The sequence below is a fragment of the Streptomyces sp. NBC_01454 genome, assembly GCF_036227565.1.
Taxonomy (GTDB): domain Bacteria; phylum Actinomycetota; class Actinomycetes; order Streptomycetales; family Streptomycetaceae; genus Streptomyces.
Map to the genome: position 1 here is coordinate 4,736,619 of NZ_CP109460.1, position 21,772 is coordinate 4,758,390.

At 71.0% G+C, this 21,772-nt stretch carries 21 protein-coding genes; 13 read left to right on the top strand and 8 right to left on the bottom strand.

Annotated elements, in window-relative coordinates; genetic code table 11:
• The first annotated feature begins 122 nt into the window (after positions 1 to 122).
• Positions 123 to 1,349, top strand: a complete 1,227-nt coding sequence (locus tag OIU81_RS21070) for an amidohydrolase family protein (protein WP_329150140.1) — start codon at positions 123 to 125, stop codon at positions 1,347 to 1,349.
• Between the two features lie 82 nt (positions 1,350 to 1,431).
• A complete protein-coding gene (cutA, locus tag OIU81_RS21075; RefSeq protein WP_329150142.1) occupies positions 1,432 to 1,755 on the top strand; it encodes a divalent-cation tolerance protein CutA in 324 nt (107 codons plus the stop codon).
• A gap of 2 nt (positions 1,756 to 1,757) precedes the next feature.
• Here cutA and OIU81_RS21080 read toward each other — a convergent pair whose 3' ends face one another.
• On the bottom strand, positions 1,758 to 3,095 hold the full coding sequence (locus OIU81_RS21080; protein WP_329150144.1) for an XRE family transcriptional regulator: 1,338 nt from the start codon (positions 3,093 to 3,095) through the stop codon (positions 1,758 to 1,760).
• Between the two features lie 490 nt (positions 3,096 to 3,585).
• On the opposite strand from OIU81_RS21080, the gene OIU81_RS21085 reads away from it, so the two are divergent.
• From OIU81_RS21085 to OIU81_RS21125, 9 genes are all read left to right on the top strand, one after another.
• Entirely contained in the window at positions 3,586 to 3,918 is a 333-nt protein-coding gene (locus OIU81_RS21085) for a hypothetical protein (RefSeq protein ID WP_329150146.1), read from the top strand.
• Between the two features lie 146 nt (positions 3,919 to 4,064).
• Positions 4,065 to 4,286, top strand: coding sequence for a putative ATP-grasp-modified RiPP (locus OIU81_RS21090; RefSeq protein WP_329150148.1), 222 nt, complete (start codon positions 4,065 to 4,067; stop codon positions 4,284 to 4,286).
• Between the two features lie 10 nt (positions 4,287 to 4,296).
• Positions 4,297 to 5,004 (top strand): MvdC/MvdD family ATP grasp protein, encoded by a 708-nt coding sequence (locus OIU81_RS21095; RefSeq protein WP_329150150.1) that lies wholly within the window; start codon positions 4,297 to 4,299, stop codon positions 5,002 to 5,004.
• Positions 4,997 to 6,121, top strand: coding sequence for an ATP-grasp peptide maturase system methyltransferase (gene tgmC / locus OIU81_RS21100; protein ID WP_329150152.1), 1,125 nt, complete (start codon positions 4,997 to 4,999; stop codon positions 6,119 to 6,121). Before OIU81_RS21095 ends, tgmC begins: the two co-directional genes overlap by 8 nt.
• Positions 6,122 to 6,226: 105 nt before the next feature.
• Complete coding sequence (locus tag OIU81_RS21105) at positions 6,227 to 7,195, top strand: TIGR03619 family F420-dependent LLM class oxidoreductase (RefSeq protein WP_329150154.1); 969 nt, start codon at positions 6,227 to 6,229, stop codon at positions 7,193 to 7,195.
• A gap of 69 nt (positions 7,196 to 7,264) precedes the next feature.
• Positions 7,265 to 8,050 carry an SDR family NAD(P)-dependent oxidoreductase gene (locus OIU81_RS21110; protein ID WP_329150156.1) on the top strand — a complete coding sequence of 262 codons (786 nt, stop codon included), beginning with the start codon at positions 7,265 to 7,267 and terminating at the stop codon, positions 8,048 to 8,050.
• Between the two features lie 113 nt (positions 8,051 to 8,163).
• Positions 8,164 to 9,288: an LLM class flavin-dependent oxidoreductase gene (locus tag OIU81_RS21115; protein ID WP_329150158.1), complete on the top strand. Its 1,125-nt coding sequence runs from the start codon at positions 8,164 to 8,166 to the stop codon at positions 9,286 to 9,288.
• 160 nt (positions 9,289 to 9,448) lie between these two features.
• Positions 9,449 to 11,188 carry an N-acyl-D-amino-acid deacylase family protein gene (locus tag OIU81_RS21120; RefSeq protein WP_329150160.1) on the top strand — a complete coding sequence of 580 codons (1,740 nt, stop codon included), beginning with the start codon at positions 9,449 to 9,451 and terminating at the stop codon, positions 11,186 to 11,188.
• The gene (locus OIU81_RS21125) at positions 11,185 to 12,645 is read left to right on the top strand and encodes an aldehyde dehydrogenase family protein (RefSeq protein ID WP_329150162.1); all 1,461 of its coding nucleotides are present in this window, start codon (positions 11,185 to 11,187) and stop codon (positions 12,643 to 12,645) included. The genes OIU81_RS21120 and OIU81_RS21125 overlap by 4 nt, the downstream gene beginning before the upstream one ends.
• 35 nt (positions 12,646 to 12,680) lie before the next feature.
• Here OIU81_RS21125 and OIU81_RS21130 read toward each other — a convergent pair whose 3' ends face one another.
• From OIU81_RS21130 to OIU81_RS21160, 7 genes are all read right to left on the bottom strand, one after another.
• Entirely contained in the window at positions 12,681 to 13,352 is a 672-nt protein-coding gene (locus tag OIU81_RS21130; protein ID WP_329150164.1) for a response regulator transcription factor, read from the bottom strand.
• Positions 13,353 to 13,354: 2 nt separating this feature from the next.
• The gene (locus OIU81_RS21135; protein ID WP_329150166.1) at positions 13,355 to 14,575 is read right to left on the bottom strand and encodes a sensor histidine kinase; all 1,221 of its coding nucleotides are present in this window, start codon (positions 14,573 to 14,575) and stop codon (positions 13,355 to 13,357) included.
• 155 nt (positions 14,576 to 14,730) lie between these two features.
• The gene (locus OIU81_RS21140) at positions 14,731 to 15,906 is read right to left on the bottom strand and encodes an NAD(P)/FAD-dependent oxidoreductase (protein WP_443074155.1); all 1,176 of its coding nucleotides are present in this window, start codon (positions 15,904 to 15,906) and stop codon (positions 14,731 to 14,733) included.
• Positions 15,907 to 15,914: 8 nt separating this feature from the next.
• Entirely contained in the window at positions 15,915 to 16,109 is a 195-nt protein-coding gene (locus OIU81_RS21145; protein WP_329150170.1) for a ferredoxin, read from the bottom strand.
• 52 nt (positions 16,110 to 16,161) lie between these two features.
• On the bottom strand, positions 16,162 to 17,382 hold the full coding sequence (locus OIU81_RS21150; RefSeq protein ID WP_329150172.1) for a cytochrome P450: 1,221 nt from the start codon (positions 17,380 to 17,382) through the stop codon (positions 16,162 to 16,164).
• On the bottom strand, positions 17,379 to 18,068 hold the full coding sequence (locus tag OIU81_RS21155; RefSeq protein ID WP_329150174.1) for a DUF3159 domain-containing protein: 690 nt from the start codon (positions 18,066 to 18,068) through the stop codon (positions 17,379 to 17,381). The genes OIU81_RS21150 and OIU81_RS21155 overlap by 4 nt, the downstream gene beginning before the upstream one ends.
• A gap of 387 nt (positions 18,069 to 18,455) precedes the next feature.
• Positions 18,456 to 19,976 carry a CehA/McbA family metallohydrolase gene (locus OIU81_RS21160; RefSeq protein ID WP_329150176.1) on the bottom strand — a complete coding sequence of 507 codons (1,521 nt, stop codon included), beginning with the start codon at positions 19,974 to 19,976 and terminating at the stop codon, positions 18,456 to 18,458.
• A gap of 168 nt (positions 19,977 to 20,144) precedes the next feature.
• Between OIU81_RS21160 and OIU81_RS21165 the strand changes: the two genes are divergently transcribed.
• Both OIU81_RS21165 and OIU81_RS21170 read left to right on the top strand, forming a co-directional pair.
• Positions 20,145 to 20,969 carry a TIGR03619 family F420-dependent LLM class oxidoreductase gene (locus OIU81_RS21165; RefSeq protein WP_329150178.1) on the top strand — a complete coding sequence of 275 codons (825 nt, stop codon included), beginning with the start codon at positions 20,145 to 20,147 and terminating at the stop codon, positions 20,967 to 20,969.
• 341 nt (positions 20,970 to 21,310) lie between these two features.
• The gene (locus OIU81_RS21170; RefSeq protein WP_329150180.1) at positions 21,311 to 21,712 is read left to right on the top strand and encodes a VOC family protein; all 402 of its coding nucleotides are present in this window, start codon (positions 21,311 to 21,313) and stop codon (positions 21,710 to 21,712) included.
• Positions 21,713 to 21,772: the final 60 nt, after the last annotated feature.

Genomic DNA, 21,772 nt, shown 5'->3' on the forward strand with positions numbered 1-21,772 from the left:
GACCGGGGCCGGGGCGGCGTGCCCCGGGGCCACGGATTCGAACGTTCCGTGCGCGCTCCGTATTCCCGTCCCGGTCACCCTCGTTGCTGACGGATCGTCAGATCGGCGCTACGGTATCCGGCATGGCGACCTTCCCCAGGATCATTTCGGTGGATGACCACACGGTGGAGCCACCCCACGTCTGGCGGGACCGGCTCCCGTCGAAGTACCACGACAGCGGCCCGCGCGTCGTCCGGGCGCCCGTGAAGGAAATGACCTTCGTCGGCGGAAAGTTCGCTCCAAAGATGGGCGCCGCGGGCGACGAAGGGCCGATAGCCGACTGGTGGGTCTACGAGGACCTGCACCGTCCGCTGACCCGCCTGGACACCGCCGTCGGCTACTCCCGGGACGACATCAGGCTCGAAGGGATCACCTACGAGCAGATGCGCCCCGGCTCCTTCAGCGTGCCCGAGCGGCTGGCCGACATGGACGTCAACCACGTCCAGTCCGCCCTGTGCTTCCCCACCTTCCCGCGCTTCTGCGGCCAGACCTTCACCGAGGCCAAGGACCGTGAGCTGGGGCTGCTGGGGGTGCGGGCGTACAACGACTGGACGGTGGAGGAGTGGTGCGGCCCGCAGGCGCGGGGCCGGCTGATCCCGCTCACCCTCGTCCCGCTGTGGGACGCGGAACTGGCCGCCGCGGAGGTGCGGCGCAACGCGGACCGCGGGGTCCGGGCGGTCTGCTTCAGCGAGATCCCGCCACATCTGGGGCTGCCCAGCATCCACACCGACTACTGGGACCCGTTCCTGCGCGCCTGCGACGAGACCGGCACGGTCATCGCCATGCACATCGGCTCCTCGTCGAAGATGCCCTCGACCTCCCCCGACGCCCCGGCCGCCGTCGGTTCGACGATCACCTTCGCCAACTGCTGCTTCTCGATGGTCGACTGGCTGATGAGCGGAAAGTTCGACCGCTTTCCCCGGCTGAAGATCATGTACGCCGAGGGGCAGATCGGCTGGATTCCGTATGTCCTGGAGCGCGCCCATGTGGTGTGGGAGGAGAACCGCGCCTGGGGCGGCGTCGCCGACAAGGTCCTGCGCCCGCCGGCCGAACTCTTCGCCGAACACATCCACGGCTGCTTCTTCGACGACGCCTTCGGCCTGCGCAACCTCGACGCGATCGGCGTCGGCAACGTCCTCTACGAGACGGACTACCCGCACTCGGACTCCACCTGGCCGAGGTCGAAGGAGGTCGGCGAGTCCCAGATGGGCCACCTGGCCCCCGACGTGGTCGAACGCATCGTGCGCGGCAATGCGATTGAGCTGCTGGGGCTGACGGGGGAGGGGCTGTGGGCGGGGGTTGGGGGCTGACCGGGGGAGGGCCGGTGGCGTGGCTGCGGCCCTCCCGCCTTTGGCCGTCGCCTGCCTTCCGCGCCGGGGATAGGCTCGCCGCATGACCGACTTTCTTCAGGTGTCCACCGCCACGGAGAACCGCGAGGCGGCCGTAAAGCTGGCCCAGTCCGTCGTGTCCGCGCGGCTCGCAGCCGGGGCACAGATCGTCGGACCCGTCGTGTCCGTGTTCTGGCATCAGGGCGAGTTCGGCACGGGTGAGGAATGGCAGCTTCTGCTCAAGGTCCGCGCCGATCGATACGCCGAGGTCGAATCGCACCTGCTGGAGCACCATCCGTGGCAGAACCCGGAGGTCTCCGCCGTGCGGATCGTCGCGGGGGCCGAGGCATATCTGAGGTGGGTGGAGACCACTACGGCATCGAGCTGACTTCAGGATGCCTGGGCCTGCTCCAGGACTTCGGCCACTGCCGGTAGCTCGCGGTGGGAACTGAGCCGTCGCAGGGTGGGTGCGATGCGGTGGCGCGGGCGGACGGACGCCACTCCTGCCGATAACTCCAAGGCGCGACTGGTTGTACTCGCGGCTTGCTCGATTTCTCCGGCGGAGATGTAGGAGTCGGCGAGCCAGGACAAGTAAAGGCTCTTGTCGCGGGCGTGGATGTCGCCGTACTCGGTTAGCGCGCTCTCCAACGCGGGGACTGCACGGAGGGGACGGCGCAGCTCCGCCCAGCAACGGCCAGTCATAATCTGCAGTTCATTACGGTCAACCCATGCTACCCAGTCGGGTTGCGGAGTCCCAGCGCTTTCCTCGAGAGCTGTCTCTGCGTCGCTGAGCGCCTCTTCTGCCGAACTCGCCTGATTGGCTATGGCGTATGCCCACGCGAGGCGCTCATACAGCAGTGCCCGGACACCAGGAGGAGCTTCTGGGCCTGCCGTGCGGCACGCAGTGACGGCAATCTCGATCCCGGCTTTCCGGTCGCCGCTGATCTTCTGGTAGGCAAGGAATGCGAGAGCATTTCCGGCAAGGGAGTTGTCCCCAGCTTGGATTGCGGCTTGGTAGCTGTCTTCGTACAGACTGCTCGCGTCAGTGTGCCTACCACCGTCGAAGGCTGCCCATCCCGCTTGTTGCGCCTGCTCTGCCAGCACGGACAGTAGCGCGCGCCCCGTTGTCTCGGTGTAGTGACCATCCCGGATCAGTTTCTTGGTGGCGAGGTGCTCGCCGAGATAGACGCGATAGGTGTCACCCCCGCCCAGTACGTCGTCTAGACGTCGGAGACGTTCCGTGCGCTTCCGTAGTTGCTCGGGAATTGCACGGCCGATCCGGCCTCCAGCCTTGAGCTGATCGATCTCAGGCAGGCCGACGGCCAGTCCAGCACTGGCCGATGCCTTGAAGAACTCTCTACGACGCACAGCGTCTTCTCCGTCCCGGCTCTCGGTGATGGTGCCTGCTGGCACGCGAGGGACTTGGCCAGAAGGTTCGGACTCCCACGTGCGGGGAGCAAGGCCGAGCATGTGGCCGGGGATGCGTAAGGCATCTGCGATCTTGGCGATTTTTTCAAATGTCGTGATGCTGCCCTGACCACGAGCCAAAGCGCCAACACGTTCCGGCTTGATGTCACACTCAGCCGCGATCTTCGAATAGCTGATACCGGCCTTGCTGCGTGCGAGATGGAACACTGCACCGAAGTCGTGTGCAGCAATCGCTGTGCTCACGTCTTTGCGGTTCAGGAAGTCCCGCGGTAATGCTGTCGCCGGTTGGTAAGCAGTCATGGCACGCCCCGTTGCGCCTGCTGGTATCAGTGTGTCGCAATGACCTGGTCGGAGCCTACCCATGATGGGGATACCCATGGATGGGAAGGCGGCAGGTTGTGCATGGCAGGACAGTTGCGGTGATGAGACCCCCGCGACCGCGGTTCGACGGCCCGGGGGGCTGGACAACCTGAGGAAAGCAGGTCGGCATGCCGCACTGTATCGCCCGTATCTTCGAGGCTCTGCCGCAGTACTTACTGCCATCGCCGGACTGCCACCAGGTGTCCGGCACGCCTCCCATCGCACGCTGCGCGGCAGCGCCGGTCGGCTGCGTGGCCCGCTCGCCGGTGCTGCCGGGTGAGGACACCGTCATGGTGCGTCCATACCTCGTCGCGCACGAACGGCGGGAACAGGCGCGACGCCAATGCGTCCGCCGTCGGCCTCTCCGGCTGGCTGTCCATGGCGTGGACCTCGACCCCTCGTTGATGTGCCAGAGGGAGGCGTCCGCACGGTGAGCGACTCGCACACGACCGTCCGGCTGCTGCCTTGGGCGACCCCGGACGGCAACCCGTGCTTCCTTTTGGGCGACGGTACGGGTTACGTCTCCCGCCTCGCGGATGACGTCGAGAACGTCCAGCTCGACATGGCCCAAGACCTGCTCGGCCACGCGGCCGACATGCTGGGCGACATCAAAGCCACTACAGATCAACTCCGCTTCCTCTCGGCAGAGTTGACTGCCGCTCTCCGCCACGTATTGCGGGTCGCGGAGAGCAGAAACGTCGGGCTGCCCCCCGCGGACAGCGAGCCCGAAGGGCACGGGAGGGACTTGCCCACGCGCGAGTAGGTGGCGCGAGTGATAGGCCCGGCTCCGGTTGGTGAGGAAGTCCGGCATCGGCCGGTCGGGGCAGTGCCGGAGTGCAGAGTGCGCTCTTTGATCGAGGAGGAATCGTGCAAGAACACGCCACACAGCCGACAGCGGCACCTTGGGGCATGCGTCGCATGGCACCCCTGCGCAATGGGTTCCCCACCCCGTGGTCCTATGCGGGGATCGACCCGCACACCCAAACCGGTCGGTGGATCGGTGGGGACGGCCGGATGACCCCTGCCGAACTCGGCAAACACGGGACATCAGTCAACACGTATCCACCCACGCAGGTCAGCAAGGACGGCCGGCTTGACGCTGACACCGGCCACGATGCGGAGCAGGACTAGGGGGAGCGGCATGGACGGACGCCCGGTGCTGGTTTCCACTCAAGACGAAGACGCAACAGCTGATCTGGTCATCGCGGAACTCAACCGGCGCCGGGTGCCCGTCGTCCGCTTCGATCCGGGCCGGGACTTCCCCGTTTCGGCAGCGTTGACGGCTCGCCTGGGGCCGGCGGGCTGGTGTGGCACGTTCACGAACGGCGGTCACACGGCTGACCTGGGGAATGTGCGTGCCCTTTATCACCGACGCCCCAGTGCGTACACGGCGAAAGCCGACTCCCAGGACAGCAACTTCGCGGCTCGGGAGAGCCGACGTGGGTTAGGCGGTGTGCTCGCTTCTCTGCCGGGTTGCCTGTACCTCAGCCATCCGCAAGCCATTGCCCGCGCCGAATACAAGCCCGCACAGCTGGCTACGGCGCGTGTGGCCGGTTTCACCGTCCCCGCGACAGTGATCACCAATGACTTGGTGGAGGCACGGAACTTCACCGCGGCACAACCCACGATCTACAAACCCTTGCACGCCGCGGCCTACAGCGTGGAGGGAGAACCTGCCTTCGACCTCCGTTACGGGGCTTTCGACTTTGCCCTGACCGCTGACGGCGCATGGTGGTTTCTGGAGTGCAACCCCAACGGCCAATGGGCATGGCTGGAGGCGGCGGCGGGCCTTCCCCTAACGGCGGCCATCGCCGACCTTCTTGAGAACGGAGAAACTCTCCATGCCTGACTCTGCATCCGCCGACCACCTCCGCCACGAACTTGTCCAGCGCCTCCGCAAGGCGGGAGTGCTGCGCAGTCACACGTGGAAACAGGCGGTGGCTTCCGTGCCGCGCGAGGTATTTCTTTCGCGCGGTTGGTTCGAGCACGACGGGGGCGGCTGGTACCGGTCCGCCTTCCCGGCCGGCTCCGGCGACGGTTTCTCCCGCGTGTACGAGGACGACACCCTGGTGACCCAGCTGGCGGGAGCGGTCTTCCCTGATCAGATCGAGGGCCGAATCGCCGCGGCTCCCACCTCCTCCGCCACGAAGCCGGGCCTGGTCGTCCGGATGCTGGAGGAGCTGCACGTCACAGCAGGGGCGAACGTCTTGGAGATCGGCACCGGGACCGGTTACTCCACGGCGTTGCTCTGCCACGTCGTCGGCGAGGACAACGTGGTCACGATCGAGACGGATCCGGAGGTCTCCACGCGTGCCGGTATCGCACTTGCGGCAGCCGGGTGTCACCCGATGTGTGTGGTCGGCGACGGCCTTGCCGGTTACCCGAGCGGGGGCCCCTACGATCGCGTGATCGCCACCTGCGCGGTGTTGACGGTCCCGGCCGCGTGGCTCTCACAGGTCCGGCCCGGTGGCCAGATCCTCGTCACGATCGGCGGACGTATGAATGCGTCCGAACTCGTCCGCCTCACCGTGACCGACGACGGCACAGCTGGCGGCCCTGTTCTGGGCGGGCAGGTCTCTTTCATGCCGGCCAGGTCCCACACTCCGCCCCCTCTGGGCATCCTGCCCAGGTTCGATGATGCCGCTGCGGAACCTGCCCGGTTGGGTGCGGATGTGCTGGACGGCTGGACTGCGCGGTTCATCGCCCAGTTCGCCGCGCCCCGAGCGCAGCGCTTCACGCTCCCCCGGGCAGACCGGACGGACCACGTCGTGATCGATGTGGAAGCCGGGGCGTGGGCATGTCTCGCTCCGGGAGTCGGCGGCTGGACGGTGCGCCAGGGGGGTCCTGTGCGCCTCTGGGACCGGATCACGGACCGGATCGAGGAGTGGCGCGCGGCGGGCGCGCCTGGTGCTGGGCGCTTGCGGGTGCAGGTAGGTCCCGAGAGGCAGTGGCTTTCCTGGGACTGAATCAGGATGGCACGCATTCCAGGACCCCTTGCCTGATGCCCCCGCAGCCACCACGATGTCCCGCGCAAGCTATATGACGATGCGTCAGATATAGCGGGAGGGCGTATGGACGGCGCGGACGGGGCGGTGTGGCGGCCCGATTCGGGGCGGGTGGCGTATGGGATGCAGCTTCCGGTGCAGGCGCAGAGCACGTTGTTCGCGGAGGGGTGGGAGCCGGCGGCGGGGCCGGCCGATCTGGTGGCGGTTGCGCGGGCCGCCGACCGGTACGGGTTCGCGTATCTCGCCTGCTGTGAGCACATCGCGATCCCGCGGCGGCTGGCCGAGGCGATGAGCACCGTCTGGTACGACCCGGTCGCCACCCTCGCGCATCTGGCCGCCGTCACCGAGCGGGTGCGGCTGCTGAGCCATGTGGCGGTGGTCGGGCTGAAGCATCCGCTGGTCACGGCCAAGCAGTACGCGACGCTGGACCGGCTCTCCGGGGGGCGGCTGATTCTCGGGGTCGGGGCCGGGCACGTCCAGGAGGAGTTCGAGGCGCTCGGGGTGGACTTCGCGCGGCGCGGGGCCGTATTGGACGAGACGGTCGACGCGCTGAAGGCGGCGCTGGGGCCGGAGGAGTTCCCCGAGTTCGCGGGGGAGCGGTTCGCGTTCGAGGGGCTGGGTCAGGCGCCGCGCCCCGTGCAGACGCCGCGGCCGCCCCTCTGGGTGGGCGGCTCCTCGCCCGCCGCCGTCCGCCGGGCCGCGGAGCGTGGCGACGGCTGGCTGCCGCAGGGGGACCGGCGGGACGCGCTGCCCGGGCAGATCGCGCGGCTGCGGCGGCTGCGCGAGGCGGCGGGGATCGAGGCGCCCCTCGTGATCGGCGCCCTCGCCGAGCCGCTGTACGTGGGCGAGCCGGGGTGGGCGGTCGGCCGGTGGACGCTGTCGGGGGCGCCGGAGCGGATCGCGGACTCGCTGCGGGAGTACCGGGCGATGGGGGTGGATCAGGTCCAGGTGCGGTTCCGCAGCCGCAGCCGGGACGAACTGACGGATCAGATGGCGGCGTTCGGGACGGATGTGGCGGCGCTGCTCAACGACTGACGGCCCGGACACGGGCGGAGGCCGGCGACGTCACGCACGGTCGTGCTCATCAACCGGAGGAGTGCAGGCATGGGCAAGCTCGACGGGCGGGTCGTCATCGTGACGGGGGCGGCGCGTGGGCAGGGGGAGCAGGAGGCGCGGCTGTTCGTCGCGGAGGGGGCGCGGGTGCTGCTGGGGGATGTGCTCGACGGGCAGGGGGAGACGCTCGCCGCGGAGCTGGGGGAGGGCGTCGCGCGCTACGTCCATCTGGATGTGACGCGGGAGGACGACTGGCAGGCCGCCGCCGTCGCCGCCAAGGACACCTTCGGGAAGATCGACGGGCTGGTCAACAACGCCGGGATCCTGCGCTTCAACGAGCTGGTGTCGACGCCGCTGGCGGAGTTCCAGCAGGTGGTGCAGGTCAACCAGGTCGGCTGCTTCCTGGGGATCCGTACGGTGGCGCCGGAGATCGAGGCGGCGGGCGGCGGGACCATCGTCAACACGGCCTCGTACACGGCGCTGACGGGCATGGCGTTCGTCGGGGCGTACGCCGCGACCAAGCACGCCGTCCTCGGGCTGACCCGGGTCGCCGCGGTGGAGCTGGCGGCCCGGAAGATCCGGGTCAACGCGGTGTGCCCGGGGGCGGTGGACACCCCGATGACCAACCCGGCCGCGCTCGACCCGGCCGCCGACCCCGCCGAGTCGAAACGGGCCGTCGACGAGCTCTACCGGAAGGTGGTGCCGCTGGGGCGGATCGGGCAGCCGGTGGAGGTCGCCAAGCTGGCGCTCTTCCTGTCGTGCGAGGACTCGTCGTACATCACCGGGCAGCCGTTCGTCATCGACGGGGGCTGGCTGGCGGGGGTCAGCCTCATCTGAGGCGGTGTCAGGTCGTCCGGTGGCGACCCTTGACGCTCCGTGCGTGCGCTGGAACAGTCGGCACATCGAATCTGACGATGCGTCAGAAACAGTCCAGGGGACGGTGAACCTCCGTGGAATTCGGGCTCTTTGTACAGGGGTACGTGGGCAAGCGGGCCGAGACCGATCCGCTCGCGGAGCACAAGGCGCTGATGGAGGAGACCGAGTACGTCATCCAGGCGGACAAGTCCGGCTTCAAATACGCCTGGGCGTCCGAGCACCACTTCCTGGAGGAGTACTCGCACCTCTCCGCCAATGACGTCTTCCTGGGCTATCTGGCCCATGCGACCGAGCGGATCCACCTGGGGTCCGGGATCTTCAACCCTCTCGCCCAGGTCAACCACCCGGTGAAGGTCGCCGAGAAGGTCGCCATGCTCGACCATCTCAGCGAAGGGCGCTTCGAATTCGGCAGCGGGCGGGGCGCCGGCAGCCACGAGATCCTGGGGTTCCTGCCGGGTATCACCGACATGAACCACACCAAGGAGATCTGGGAAGAGACCATCGCCGAGTTCCCGAAGATGTGGCTCCAGGAGGAGTACCCCGGGTTCCGGGGCACCCACTGGCAGCTGCCGCCGCGCAAGATCTTCCCCAAGCCGTACGGGGCCTCGCACCCGGCGATGTGGTACGCGGCCGGCTCGCCGTCCTCGTACGCCATGGCCGCGAAGAAGGGCCTGGGCGTCCTCGGCTTCAGCGTGCAGAAGGTCTCCGACATGGAGTGGGTGCTGGAGCAGTACAAGACGGCGATCCGGGACGCCGAGCCGATCGGTGACTTCGTCAACGACAACGTGATGGTGACCTCGACCGCGATCTGCGCCGAGACGCACGACAAGGCGGTGGAGATCGCGGTCAACGGAGGGCTCAACTACCTCCAGTCGCTGGTCTTTCGCTACCACGACACCTTCCCGCGGCCCGACGGCATCCCGGAGTGGCCCGAGCTGCTGCCCGACTACACCACGGAGGTCATCGAGCTGCTGATCGCCGAGGAGCTGATGATCTGCGGCGACCCGGACGAGGTGCTCGGGCAGTGCCGGCGCTGGGAGCGGGCGGGCGCCGACCAGCTGAGCTTCGGGCTGCCGATCGGGATCTCGTACGAGGACACCATGCACTCGATCCGGCTGATCGGCGAGCACGTGATCCCGAAGATCGACACGGATCCGGTGCACCGGACCACCCGGTTCCGTAAGACCGCGAGCAGCTGACGCCCGCCGGCCGGCCCCGCCCTCTTCCGCCGGGGAGAGGGCCCGGTCCGCCGGGGACGGGCCGGGTTCCGCCGAGCAGAGGCCGAGCAGAGGCCGAGCAGAGGCCGAGGAGAAGCCGAGCAGAAGCCGACAAGAAGCCAACGAGAAGGGGGCATCGCCCGTGCTCGACCACCTGATCAAGGGCGCGACCGTCGTGGACGGCACGGGCGCGCCCGCCCGCACCGCCGATGTCGGCATCCTCGACGGCCGGATCGCCGTCATCGCGCCGGCCGGCACCGTCACCCAGGCCGCGGCGACCAGCGAGGACGCCACCGGGCTGGTCCTCGCCCCCGGCTTCGTCGACCCGCACACCCACTACGACGCCCAGCTCTTCTGGGACCCGTACGCCACGCCCTCGCTCAACCACGGGGTGACGACCGTGGCCGGTGGCAACTGCGGATTCACCCTGGCCCCGCTCCACCCCGCACGGCCCGCCGACGCCGACTACACCCGCCGGATGATGTCCAAGGTCGAGGGCATGTCCCTGGTGGCGCTGGAGGAGGGCGCGCCCTGGTCGTGGAGCTCCTTCGGCGAGTATCTGGACGCGCTGGAGGGGCGGATCGCCGTCAACGCGGGCTTCATGGTGGGGCACTGCGCACTGCGCCGCTACGTCATGGGGGAGGACGCCGTCGGCGGGCAGCCCACACCCGCACAGCTGGAGCAGATGCTGACGCTCTTCCACGAGGCGATGGACGCCGGGGCGTGGGGCTTCTCCACCACCCGGTCCGCCACCCACTCCGACGGCGACGGGCGGCCGGTCGCCTCCCGGCACGCCGAGCCGGCGGAACTGCTCGCGCTGGCGCGGGCCGTCGCCGCGCACGAGGGCACCCAGATCGAGGCGATCGTGGCCGGCTGCCTGGACCGGTTCAGCGACGCCGAGATCGAGCTGCTGGTCGAGCTGAGCGCGACCGCCGGACGCCCGCTGAACTGGAATGTGCTGACCATCGACGCGGCCGTGCCCGAGCGGGTGCCGCGGCAGCTGCTCGCCAGCGAACGGGCCCGGCAGGCCGGCGGCCGGATCGTGGCCCTGACGATGCCGATCCTGACGCCCATGAACATGTCCCTCGGCACCTTCTGCGCCCTGAACCTGATACCCGGGTGGGGCGAGGTCCTGGGCCTGCCGGTGCCCGAGCGGATCGAGCGGCTGCGCGACCCGGACGTCCGCGACGAGCTGCTGCGGCGGGCGCACAGCGAGGAGGCGGGCGTCTTCCGGCGGCTCGCCCACTTCGGCCGCTATGTCATCGGGGACACCTACTCCGCGGAGAACGAGGGCCTGACCGGCCGCGTCGTCGGGGACATCGCGGCCGAACGCGGCCAGGAGCCCCTCGCCTGCCTGGTCGAGATCTGCGCCAACGACCGGCTGCGGACGGTGCTGTGGCCGATGCCCAGCGACAACGACCCGGCCTCCTGGGCGCTGCGTGCCGAAACCTGGCAGCACGAGGACGTGCTGCTGGGCGGGTCGGACGCGGGCGCCCACCTGGACCGGATGTGCGGGGCGCCGTACACCACGCGCTTCCTCGGCGACTGTCTGCGGGGCAGGAAGCTGAGGGGGCTGGAGCAGGCCGTGAAGATGCTCACCGACGACCCCGCGCAGCTCTTCGGCCTGCGGGAACGGGGCCGCATCGAGGAGGGCTGGCACGCGGACCTGGTCCTCTTCGACCCCGAGCGGATCGACGCGGGCAAGGCCACGCTGGTGCACGATCTGCCCGGCGACAGCCCGCGCCTGGACTCCCGGGCGATCGGCGTCAACGCGGTGTGGGTCAACGGCGTCGAGGTGATCCGGGAGGACGTGGTGACCGGCGCGGTGCCGGGGACGGTGCTGCGCTCGGGGCGCGACACGAGAACGGTGAGCACCAAGTGAGGGCCGCGGAGAGGCTGTTCATCGGCGGGGAGTGGACCGAGCCGGACGGCGGGCACCACGAGGTCATCGACCCGGCGACGGAGGCCGTCGTCGGACTCGCTCCGGAGGCGAGCCGGGCGCAGGTGCACGAGGCGGCGTCCGCGGCGCGCGCGGCGTTCCCGGCCTGGTCCCGAACACCGCCGCAGCGCCGCGCCGCGCTCCTGGACCGGGCCGCGGAGCTGATGCAGCGGGACTTCGCCGCGCATGCCGAGCTCGCGCAGGCCGAGAGCGGCGCGACGACCGCCACCGCGCGCGGGATGCAGGTCGCGGTGGGGGTGGCGCGCTTCAGGCGCTATGCGCGGGGGGCGCTGGAGCCGGTCGAGCAGGGGCTGCCGCCGCAGATCAACGAGGCGGGGCCGATGGGGAAGGCGGGCGTGCTGGGGGCGCTGGCCGTACGGCAGCCGGTCGGCGTCGTCACCTGCATCACCTCGTACAACAACCCCTGGGCGAACCCCGCGGGCAAGATCGCGCCGGCTCTGGCGATGGGCAACACCGTCGTGGTGAAGCCGGCCCCGCAGGATCCGTTGTCGGTGTACCGGATGGCGGCGGCGCTGGCGGAGGCGGGGGTGCCACCGGGAGTCGTGAACGTCGTCGGCGGGGCCTCGGCGGAGGTCGGCGCGGCGGCCGTCGACGCGCCCGACGTCGACATGGTGAGCTTCACGGGCTCCACGGCCGTCGGGCAGCGCATCGCGGAGGTCTGCGGACGCGGGATGAAGCGCCAGCTCATGGAGTTGGGCGGCAAGGGCGCCGCGGTGGTCTTCGACGATGCGGACCTGGACGCGGCGGTGGCCGGCATCGGTACGACGTACTCCTTCTACAGCGGCCAGATCTGCACGGCGCCGACCCGGGTGCTCGTGCAACGCCGGGTGTACGAGGCGCTGGTGGAGCGGCTGGCGCGGTACGTCGCGCGGCTGCCGGTCGGCGACCCCCGGGCGCGGGGGACGGTGGTCGGGCCGGTGATCTCGGCCGCGCACCGCGATCGCGTCGAGTCGTATGTGGAGCTGGGGCGCAAGGAGGGCGCGCGGGTCGTCGCGGGCGGGGAACGGCCGTCCGTGCCGCTGCGCGGCTTCTATGTCGCGCCGACGCTGCTGGCCGACTGCACCCCCGGGATGCGGGTGGTGCGCGAGGAGATCTTCGGCCCGGTCGTCGTCACCCTGCCCTTCGACGACGAGGACGAGGCGGTGGCCCTCGCCAACGACAGCGACTACGGCCTCATCGACTACGTGTGGTCCGGCGATGTCTCCCGCGCCTTCCGGGTGGCCCGGCAGCTGCGGGCCGGCGGGGTCGGCGTGAACACCGTCGGGCGGAACATGGAGGCCCCGTTCGGCGGCTTCAAGAAGAGCGGGGTGGGGCGGGACGTGGGCTCCTACGCCCTGCACGCGTACAGCGAACTGCAGGCGATCGTCTGGCCGGGGTGAGGCGGACCGACCAGGGCGTCAGCGCCGGATCACCGTCATGAGCCGTCCGGGCGGGCCAGTCCCGTCTGGTAGGCGATGACCACGAGTTGGGCCCGGTCCCGGGCGCCCAGTTTGGTCATCGCGCGGTTCGCGTGGGTCTTGGCGGTCAGCGGGGTGACGAAGAGGCGTTCGGCGATCTCGTCGTTGGACAGGCCGGCGGCGACCAGGGCGACCACCTCGCGCTCCCGCGGGGTCAGGGCGGCCAGTTGGGATGGTGCGGCCCGGCAGGGCGCCGCGGGCTGGGCCAGGAAGCGGGCGATCAGCGCTTTGGTCGCGATCGGCGAGAGCAGGGAGTCGCCGGCGGCGACCACCCGGATCGCGTCGAGGAGTTCGTCCGGGTTGATGCCCTTGCCGAGGAAGCCGCTCGCCCCGGCGCGCAGCGCCTCCGCCACGTACTCGTCGTTCTCGAAGGTGGTCAGCACCAGCACCTTCACCCCCGCGAGATCCTCGTTCTCGCTGATCAGCCGGGTGGCGGCGAGGCCGTCGAGGTCGGGCATCCGGATGTCCATCAGCACCAGATCCGCGCGGTGACTGCGGGCCAGTTCGACGGCTTCGCGGCCGGTGGCGGCCTCCGCGATGACCTCCATGTCGGGGGCGGAGTCGAGAAGCATGCGGAAGGTGCCGCGCAGCAGGGCCTGGTCGTCGGCGAGCAGCACACGGATGGTCATGGTCAGCCCTTTCGGCCGGCGTGCAGCGGCAGCTCGGCGGCGATTCGGAAGCCCCCGTCGTGGCGTGGTCCGGCGGTGAGGGTACCTCCGGCGGCCTTGACCCGCTCCCGCATGCCGATCATTCCGTGGCCGGTGCCGGCGGCCTCGGCCGCGTCGAGGAACGGGGTGGCGGGGCCGGGACCGCCGTCGTCCCCCGGGGGGCCCGGCCCGTCGTCCTCGACGGTCACCCGCAGGACGTCGGTGCGGAAGGCCAGCCGGATCCGCACCGATGTCGGGCCGGTGTGCTTGCGGGTGTTGGTCAGGGCCTCCTGGATGATCCGGTAGGCCGTCAGATCGGTGATCGGCAGCAGCTCGCCGGGGTCACCGGTGCGCTCCAGGGTGATGGTGAGGCCGACGTGGCGGAAGGAGTCCACCATGCCGTCGAGGCCGGCGAGCCCGGGGGCGGGTTCGCGGGGCTCGACCGTGTCCTCGCCGTAGCGGAGCAGCCCCACGGTGGCGCGCAGTTCGTCCAGCGCGGCCCGGCTGGTGTCCCGGATGCGTTCGAGCGCCTGGTAGGCGTGCTCGGCGTCGGTGTGCATGAGGTGGTGGGCGACGCCCGCCTGGGCGTTGACCAGGGTGATGTGGTGGGCCACGACGTCGTGCAGCTCCCGGGCGACCCGCAGCCGTTCCGCGGTGACCCGGCTGCGGGCCTCCTCCTCCTTGGTGCGCTCGGCCCGCTCGGCCCGCTCCACGGTGGCGGCGAGCACCTCGCGGCGGCTGCGGACGGCGTCGCCGACGGCCACCGCCATCAGCGTCCAGGTGATCAGGGCGAGCGACTGCGGGAGGTTCTCCTGACCCGGCCGGAAGATCAGCGACGCGGTGATGAAGGCGGCGGCTGCGCACCCGCCCGCCCACCAGGCCAGACGGCCCGGGCGGCGGATCGCCAGCGCGTGCAGCGCGACGGCCGTGGCGGCGGGCGTGGGCCGGGCGAGCGGGAGCAGCGCGAATTGGACCAGATACACGGCCACGACCACGGAGAGCACGGCCAGCGGCCAGCGGCTCCGCGCGATCAGCGGCACACACGAGACCGCGAACGCGGCGAGCGACAGGGCGATCGAGGTGTGGTTGTAGGAGGCGGAGGCAGCGGCCAGCGGGCTGACGACGACGAAGCAGCCCACCGCGACGACCAGGTCACGCATGAGCGGCGAGGCGGCGGCCAGCCACAGCCGGAACCGGTCGATCATGTGCACTCCCTCACGGTACGCAGTTCTGGGCGGGGCCGGGCCTGGGGGCCCGCCGGGTCGGCCCTTCCGGGTGTCTTCCGGGTGCCTGCCGGTGTGGCCCCGCCCGGGTCCCGTGAGCCGCCGGGCGGGAGCCGTGCCTCCCGGCCGGCGGCGTGTCAGGCGGGGGCGCCGGCCTCGACGAGCCGGCCGCGGTACCCGCGCAGGGCGCGTGCGCTGTTCCAGCCGAGCGCGCCCACCGTGCGGCCGTCCGTCTTGTAGAGCGCGACGAACTTGCCTGCCCGCGGATCCCCTTCGACGACCTCGACCGTCGCGTCCGGGGGACACCATCCGTAGGTTTGTATCTTGGCGTCGTACTGGTCGGTCCAGCCGAACGGGATCGGTGCGTAGGGCACCGCGTCCCCCGGCCCGGCGAGGAGATTGCGGGCGGCGGCGATGGCCTGCTCGGTGGCGTTGGTGCGCTGTTCGAGGCGGACCCGGCCGCCGGCCACGGGGTGCGGCCAGTTGGCGACGTCCCCCGCCGCGTACACCCCGGGCGCCGCCCGGCAGGTGCTGTCGCAGAGCACCCCGTCGCCCAGCGGGAGCCCGGAACCGGCCAGCCAATCGGTGGCCGGCACCGATCCGATGGCCACCACGACCACGTCGGCGGGCAGCCGGGTGCCGTCGTCCAGCGTCACCGCGCTGACCCGCCCGTTCTCGCCGGTCAGGCCGGTGACCTGGCGGCGCATGTGCAGGCGGACACCGTGGTCACGATGCATGTCCCCCAGCAAACCGCCCGCCCAGCTGCCGACTTGGCCGGCCAGCGGCGTCGGCCCGATGTCGACGAGGGCGACGTCCAGACCGAGACCGCGGGTGGTGGCGGCGATCTCGCTGCCGAGGAAGCCGGCACCGATCACCACGACGCGGGGCCCGGTCAGCAGCTGGGCGCGCAGGGTGAGGGTCTCGTCCAGGGTGCGCAGGACGTGCACCCCGGCCAGGTCGTGGCCGAAGGGCAGCCGGCGGGGGCGCAGCCCGGTGGTGATGAGCAGGCCGTCGTAGCCCAGCCGGTCCCCGTCCGCCAGGCGCACGGTGCGTTCCGCCGGGTCCAGACCGGTCGCCCGGCAGCCCAACCGCAGGGTGAGCCGCAGCCGTTGGAGGTCGTCCTCCTGGCGCAGGGTGGACCGGTGCGGTTCCCAGTCGCCGGCCAGTACCTGTTTGGACAGCGGCGGCCGGTCGTAGGGCGGCCGCAGCTCCTCGCCGATCATGGTCAGCTTCCCGGTGAAGCCCTCGCGCCGCAGGGTGTCGGCCGCGGCAAGACCAGCGGCCGAGGCCCCCACCAGGACGATGTGGTCCAAGGCGGGCACTACTCCACCACCTCGATCGCCAGCGCGGGGCAACGGGCGGCCGCCTCCTTGACCTGAGCCAGCGACGAGTGCGGCGGGCGGTCGTCGAGCAGGACGACGATGCCGTCCTCGTCCCGCTGGTCGAAGACGTCGGCGGCCGACAGCACGCACTGGCCCGCGCCGACGCACTTGTCCTCGTCAATGAGGATCTTCATGGGGGTTCTCCGTGGGGTGTGGTGTTCGGTGTCGTACGGCGCGGGGCCGGCCCTACCAGGTGACGGGCAGTTCGCGGACGCCGTAGACGATCATGTTGTCGCGCATGGGCACCTCCTCCACCGGGACCGCCAGCCGCAGGTCAGGGAACCGCTGCAGCAGTGCGGACAGGGCCGCGCCCACCTCCACCCGGGCCAGCTGCTGGCCCAGGCACTGGTGGATGCCGTGGCCGAACGCCAGGTGCGGGCTGTACGGCCGGTCCAGGTCCAGCTCTTCCGGGTCGCCGGTGAAATGCTCCGCGTCCCGGTTCCCGGACATCACGGAGGCGACCACCAGGCTGCCCGCCTTGATGTGGTGGCCGTTCAGCTCGATGTCCTCCAGCGCCGTGCGCCGGGGGCCGAACTGAACGATGGTCAGGAAGCGCAGCAGCTCCTCCACCGCGCCGTCCATGAGGGACGGGTCGGCGCGCAGTGCGGCCAGCTGCTCGGGGTTGCGCAGCAGGCACATGGTGCTCAGCGCGATCATGTTCGCGGTCGTCTCGTGCCCGGCGAGCAGCAACAGCGCCCCGACACCGGCCAGTTCCTCGTCGGTCAGGTCGCCGGACTGCACCAGTGAGCCGAGGAGGTCGTCGGTGGGGTTCTCGCGCTTGGCGACCGCGAGCCGGCGGATGTACGCACGCAGTGCCTGCATGGCCTCCTGGAATTCCTCGGGGGTCGCATCGATCCGGATGATCGTGGCCGAGTACCGCTGGAACTCCTCGCGGTCGGCGTACGGCACCCCGAGCAGTTCGCAGATCACCAGCGAAGGAACCGGCAGCGCGAAGGCCTGGACGAGATCGACCGGGCCCTCGGCCTCGGCCATGAGGTCCAGCTGATCGGCGACGATCTGCTCCACGGCCGGGGTCAGCTGCCGCATCCGGCGCACGGTGAACTGCCCGGTGAGCAGCCGCCGGAAGCGGGTGTGCTCCGGTGCGTCCATCCCGATGAACATCCCGGGGAGGGGCGCGGGCGGCGGCCCGTCCAGCGTCGGGGGGCCACCGGCCCGGCCGCGCTTCGAGCTGAACCGCGGGTCGGTGAGGACCGTCCGTACGTCCTCGTACCGGGTGACCAGCCAGCCGGGCACCCCGTCCGGGAGGGTCACCCGGCTGATCGGGTCCTCCGCACGCAGCGTCCGGTACTCCTCCGGAGGGTTGAACGGGCAGGTGCGGGCGGTGGGTTGACTGCTGAGGGGCTGCTCGGTGAGAGGCTGTTCGTCGAGGGGCTGGGTGTGCGTCACGGGAGGGTCCTTTCCAGCGGGAGGGATGTCGTGGACGGGGCGTTCATGGGGTCGTGGGTGTCGCAGCGGTGCGTACCGAGCGAGTGCCGGTAGACGCGCCAGCCGAGCAGTACGGACAGGGCGAGGACGAGCGGCCCGACGCTGTCGAAGAAGCCGAGCACGATGGCCTGGTCGGACAGGTACAGCGACAGCTGGACCGTCAGCGTCACGAGACCGCTGCCGAGGACGACCAGGCTGCCGTGGGCGTAGGCCCGGCGTCGCACCGTGCAGCGGCGCCAGCCGGTTCCTTCCTTGGTGACCAGCCCCACCGCCACGCCCATCAGCGGCCACCTGAGCAGCAGCATCACGGCGTTCGCGGTGACCGTCGCGCCGTGCAGGATCAGGCTCGGCAGGAAGAAGTCGGTGGCCTCCCCGGTCCGTGCGGCCACCGCCCCCTGGACACAGACCAGGCCCAGGACCGTCAGCGCGCGCCACGCCGGTTTCCTGCGCACCAGGCGGTAGATGCTGACGCCGGCCCCCGCTGTGAAGGCGAGTGTCAGCGCGAGGGCCAGCCGGTGGGTGAGGGCGAAGCTCACGGTGAATCCGAATACGGGCGCGACATCGACCACCGCCGCACGCAGCCGCTCGCGTGCGGCTGCCCGGAGGGCATCCGCGTCCTCGTCCGCGTGGTGTGGTTCAGGGGCCACAGCTGCTCCAGATTCCTCGACTTACGGTGTGCTGTCGCCGTTTGCGGCACCACCCAACTTGCCGTCCCGCCCCGGGTCCCGTCGTCGCCCGTCCGCAGACTCTTGGCCTGCCGCGGACGCAGTACGGGGACGGCGGCGGCTACGACGAACGCAGACGGTTCGGCATGGCGGCACGGGGCATGGCGGCACGGCGGCACGGCGGCCGGGGCTTGGCGGGACTGCGGCGGGTGCGGCCCTCCCGGGTCGCGGTGCGGGAGGCGTCTGGCTTTGGCCGTCCGCAGGGCCCTCGGTCGGCCGGGGAGATGGTCCGCCGGGATCCTCGGGCCGCGGGGCGCCGGGCCCGCCGGCTCCCCCGACTCCCCCCGGGCCTGGGGCCCGGCCCAGGACTCAGCCCCAGCGCCCCACGAACACCGGGTTGGTCATCGCGGCCATCGGCCCCGGGAAGCCCGGGGTGGTGGCGGGGTGGCGGACCTCCGCGCGTATGTAGGCGGCGTTGTCGGGGGTGGTCCGCCAGCTGAGGGTGCCGGCGCCCGAGGGCGGGAGGGGGGCCGTGTGCAGCCGTCCCTGGTCGGTGATGAAGGAGGCCGTGCAGCCCGGGGCGCCGGTGACCTTCAGCTGGGCGGTGACCTCGGAGGTGCCCGGGACGTCCAGGCGCTCGCCGATCCCGGCGTGTTCGCCGTGCGCGCCGGTGACGGAGAAGGCCAGGTCGATCTTCGCGGACTCGGCGATCCAGACGCGGCCCGCCCGGATGCCGTCCTGCAGGGCGCGGCGGGAGAGGTCGTCGGCGAGCACCACGGTCTGTGGCAGGCCGACGACATCCGGATCGCGGTGGGCGTCGCTGTGACCGACGGCCGGCAGCCAGTCGGCGCGGCCCTGGATGTGAGCCACCAGGGTGTTGTCCCACTCGGCGAGGGTGACCTCGTCATCGGGGGTGTACGGGCCGTTCCACACCTCCACCGCATCGGCGTCGTTCAGCCCGAACTTCCAGTTGCAGCCGATGCAGGTGGCGTGCGGATGCGCGGGGATGACCAGGCCGCCGGCCCGCCGTACGGCACGGGCGTACTTGCCGAAGGCGTTGTCGCGGGCACGGTAGCGCCAGTCGATGAAGACCCCGGGGTCGGTGCCCATCGCCACCACGTGACCGTTGCGGGTGGTGATCTCCTCGCCGGTGAGGATCAGCAGGTCATCGCCCCACAGGCCCTCCCAGGCGCGATGCGAGGAGGTGGTGTTGTGCTCGGTGGTGGTGAGGAAGTCCAGCCCGGCGGCGCGGGCCAGCGCGGCGATCTCGGCGGGCGTGCGCTTGCCGTCGGAGTGCACGGAGTGCAGATGGCTGTCGCCGCGGTACCAGGCGCGGCCGCGGCCCCGGGCGCGCTCGGGCGGATAAACGGGAACCGGGGTGTGGCCCCGGGGGCCGTACCGCAGGGTGACCGTGACGTCGTAGGACAGCCCCTGCGGCGCGACCGTGTACGGGCCGAGGGCGAGGTGCCAGATACCGGCGTTGACGGGACCCGGGAGATAGCCCGGGGTGGCCTCGTCGGCGCGCAGGAAGAACTCCGTACGCGCCCCGCCCGACCAGCCGCGGAAGCCGGCGCCACCGAGGGCGGTGCCCCGCTCGTCGAAGATGCCGATGTCGCAGGCGTTGCCGGCCGTGCCCTCGGGGACGGCCGGCCGGTCATAGGTGTAGGAGACGGCGATCTCACGGACGCCAGGGGGGACTTCGACGGGCAGATGGACGAAGTCCGGTGCGCCCGTGGGCAGATGGCCGGTGACCCGACGGGTCTGCTCACCGGGCCCGCCTCCGGGCCGCCCGTCCGCGGGTGCCGCGTCGGCGAAGCTCACACGTCCGAGCGTAAGCGCGCCCGTCGCGCCCGCAACCGCCGAAAGTCTCAGGACCTCGCGTCGTTCCATCCCCGCCCCCTGTGCCGTGTGGTGTCCGTTCCGTGTCGCCGTGCGGTCGGCTCGTTGCGCCGCGTGAACTGTTGTACGCGGGCGGGACACGCAGCGAAAGGGCTGTGGATAACCGTTGACCGGTGAGGCACCATGCGGTCACCCACACGTCTGACGGAGGTTTCCCACATGCGGATCGCGACCACGATCTTCCTGACGGACGAGACGATCCGGCCGGACCGGCTGGGCCACGAGCTGGAGCAGCGCGGATTCGCCGGGCTCTACCTCCCCGAGCACACCCACATCCCCGTCAGCCGCGACACCCCCGCCCCCATGGGCGAACCCCTGCCCCGCGAATACGGCCGCACCCTCGACCCGTTCATCGCGCTAGGCCAGGCCGCCGCGGTCACCGAGCGGCTCGCCCTGGGCACCGGCATCACCCTCGTCGGCCAGCACGATCCGGTCGACCTCGCCAAGCAGGTCGCCACCCTCGACTTCCTCTCCGGGGGCCGCTTCACCCTCGGCATCGGCTATGGATGGAACGTCGAGGAGGCCGCCGACCACGGGGTGGAATGGTCGACCCGGCGGGAGCTGGCCCGTGACCGGGTGGCGCTGATGCGCGCCCTGTGGGCCGGGGAACCGACCGCGTACCAGGGCGCATTCGGCTCCGTACGGGCATCCCTCGCGCACCCCAAGCCGGTGCACGGCGCGCCGCGCATCCTGCTCGGCGGCGCGGCCGGGCCCAAGCTCTTCGGGCAGATCGCGGCCTACGCGGACGGGTGGCTGCCGATCGGCGGGCGGGGACTGACCGAGACCGTGCCGGCGCTCCGGCAGGCGTGGACGGACGCCGGGCGCACCGGCGAGCCGGTCGTGGTGCCGTACGCGGTCCGCCCCTCGCCCGGGAAGCTGGCGTACTACCGCGAGCTGGGCCTCGAGGAAGTGGTCCTGCAGTTGCCGGCGGCCGGCGAGGCGGAAGTCCTGCGGACGCTCGATGACTTCGCGCAGTATCTGTGACGCAGGGGAGCGGGCCGTAAGGGAATGGTGACGGCCGGGGCGGCCGGGGGCGCGACACGGCCGTCCGCACCACCCCCGTCCCGCGTCCCGGGCCGCGCTCCACCGGCGAGCCCTAGGACCATCGGCGTACCGTCCCCGGCCCAGAGGGCGACCGGAGGCTGTTCCGGGGCCGGCCTCGTGGACGTAGCGTCGGAGGTGAGGACCCGCAGGCCGGCGTCGCGGCGGCTCAGGGGTCCGAAGGAGTCCGGTCAGCGGCCCCCGGAAGAGCGACGGCCGGCCCGATCCCCGCGGAGCCGGGGCGGCGCCGCCGGTCACGGGCCCGGAGAGAGCAAGGAGATCCCATGCCCCGCCTCGACCACACGATCGTGCACAGCACCGACCGGTTCGCCTCCGCCAGGTTCCTGGCCGATCTGCTCGGCGCGCCCGAACCGAAGGCGTACGGCCCCTTCGCCGCCCTCAAGCTGGACAACGGGGTGGCCCTCGACTACGCGGAGCATGTCGCCGGCGGCCGTGAGTTCGTCCCCACGCACTATGCGTTCCTGGTGACCGAGGAGGAGTTCGACGCGATCTTCGCGCGCATACAGGAGCGTGAGCTGTCCTACTGGGCCGATCCCCTGCACAGCAGGCCGCAGGAGATCAACACCCTGGACGGCGGCCGGGGTCTCTACCTCAACGACCCCGACGGTCACAACATGGAGTTCCTGACCCGGACCTACTCCGAGGAGTTGCTGGCCGGTATGTAGGCGTGCGGTGAGCCGCCGCCGGGAAGTGCCCCCACGGGCCCGGACGACACCTCCGTCCGT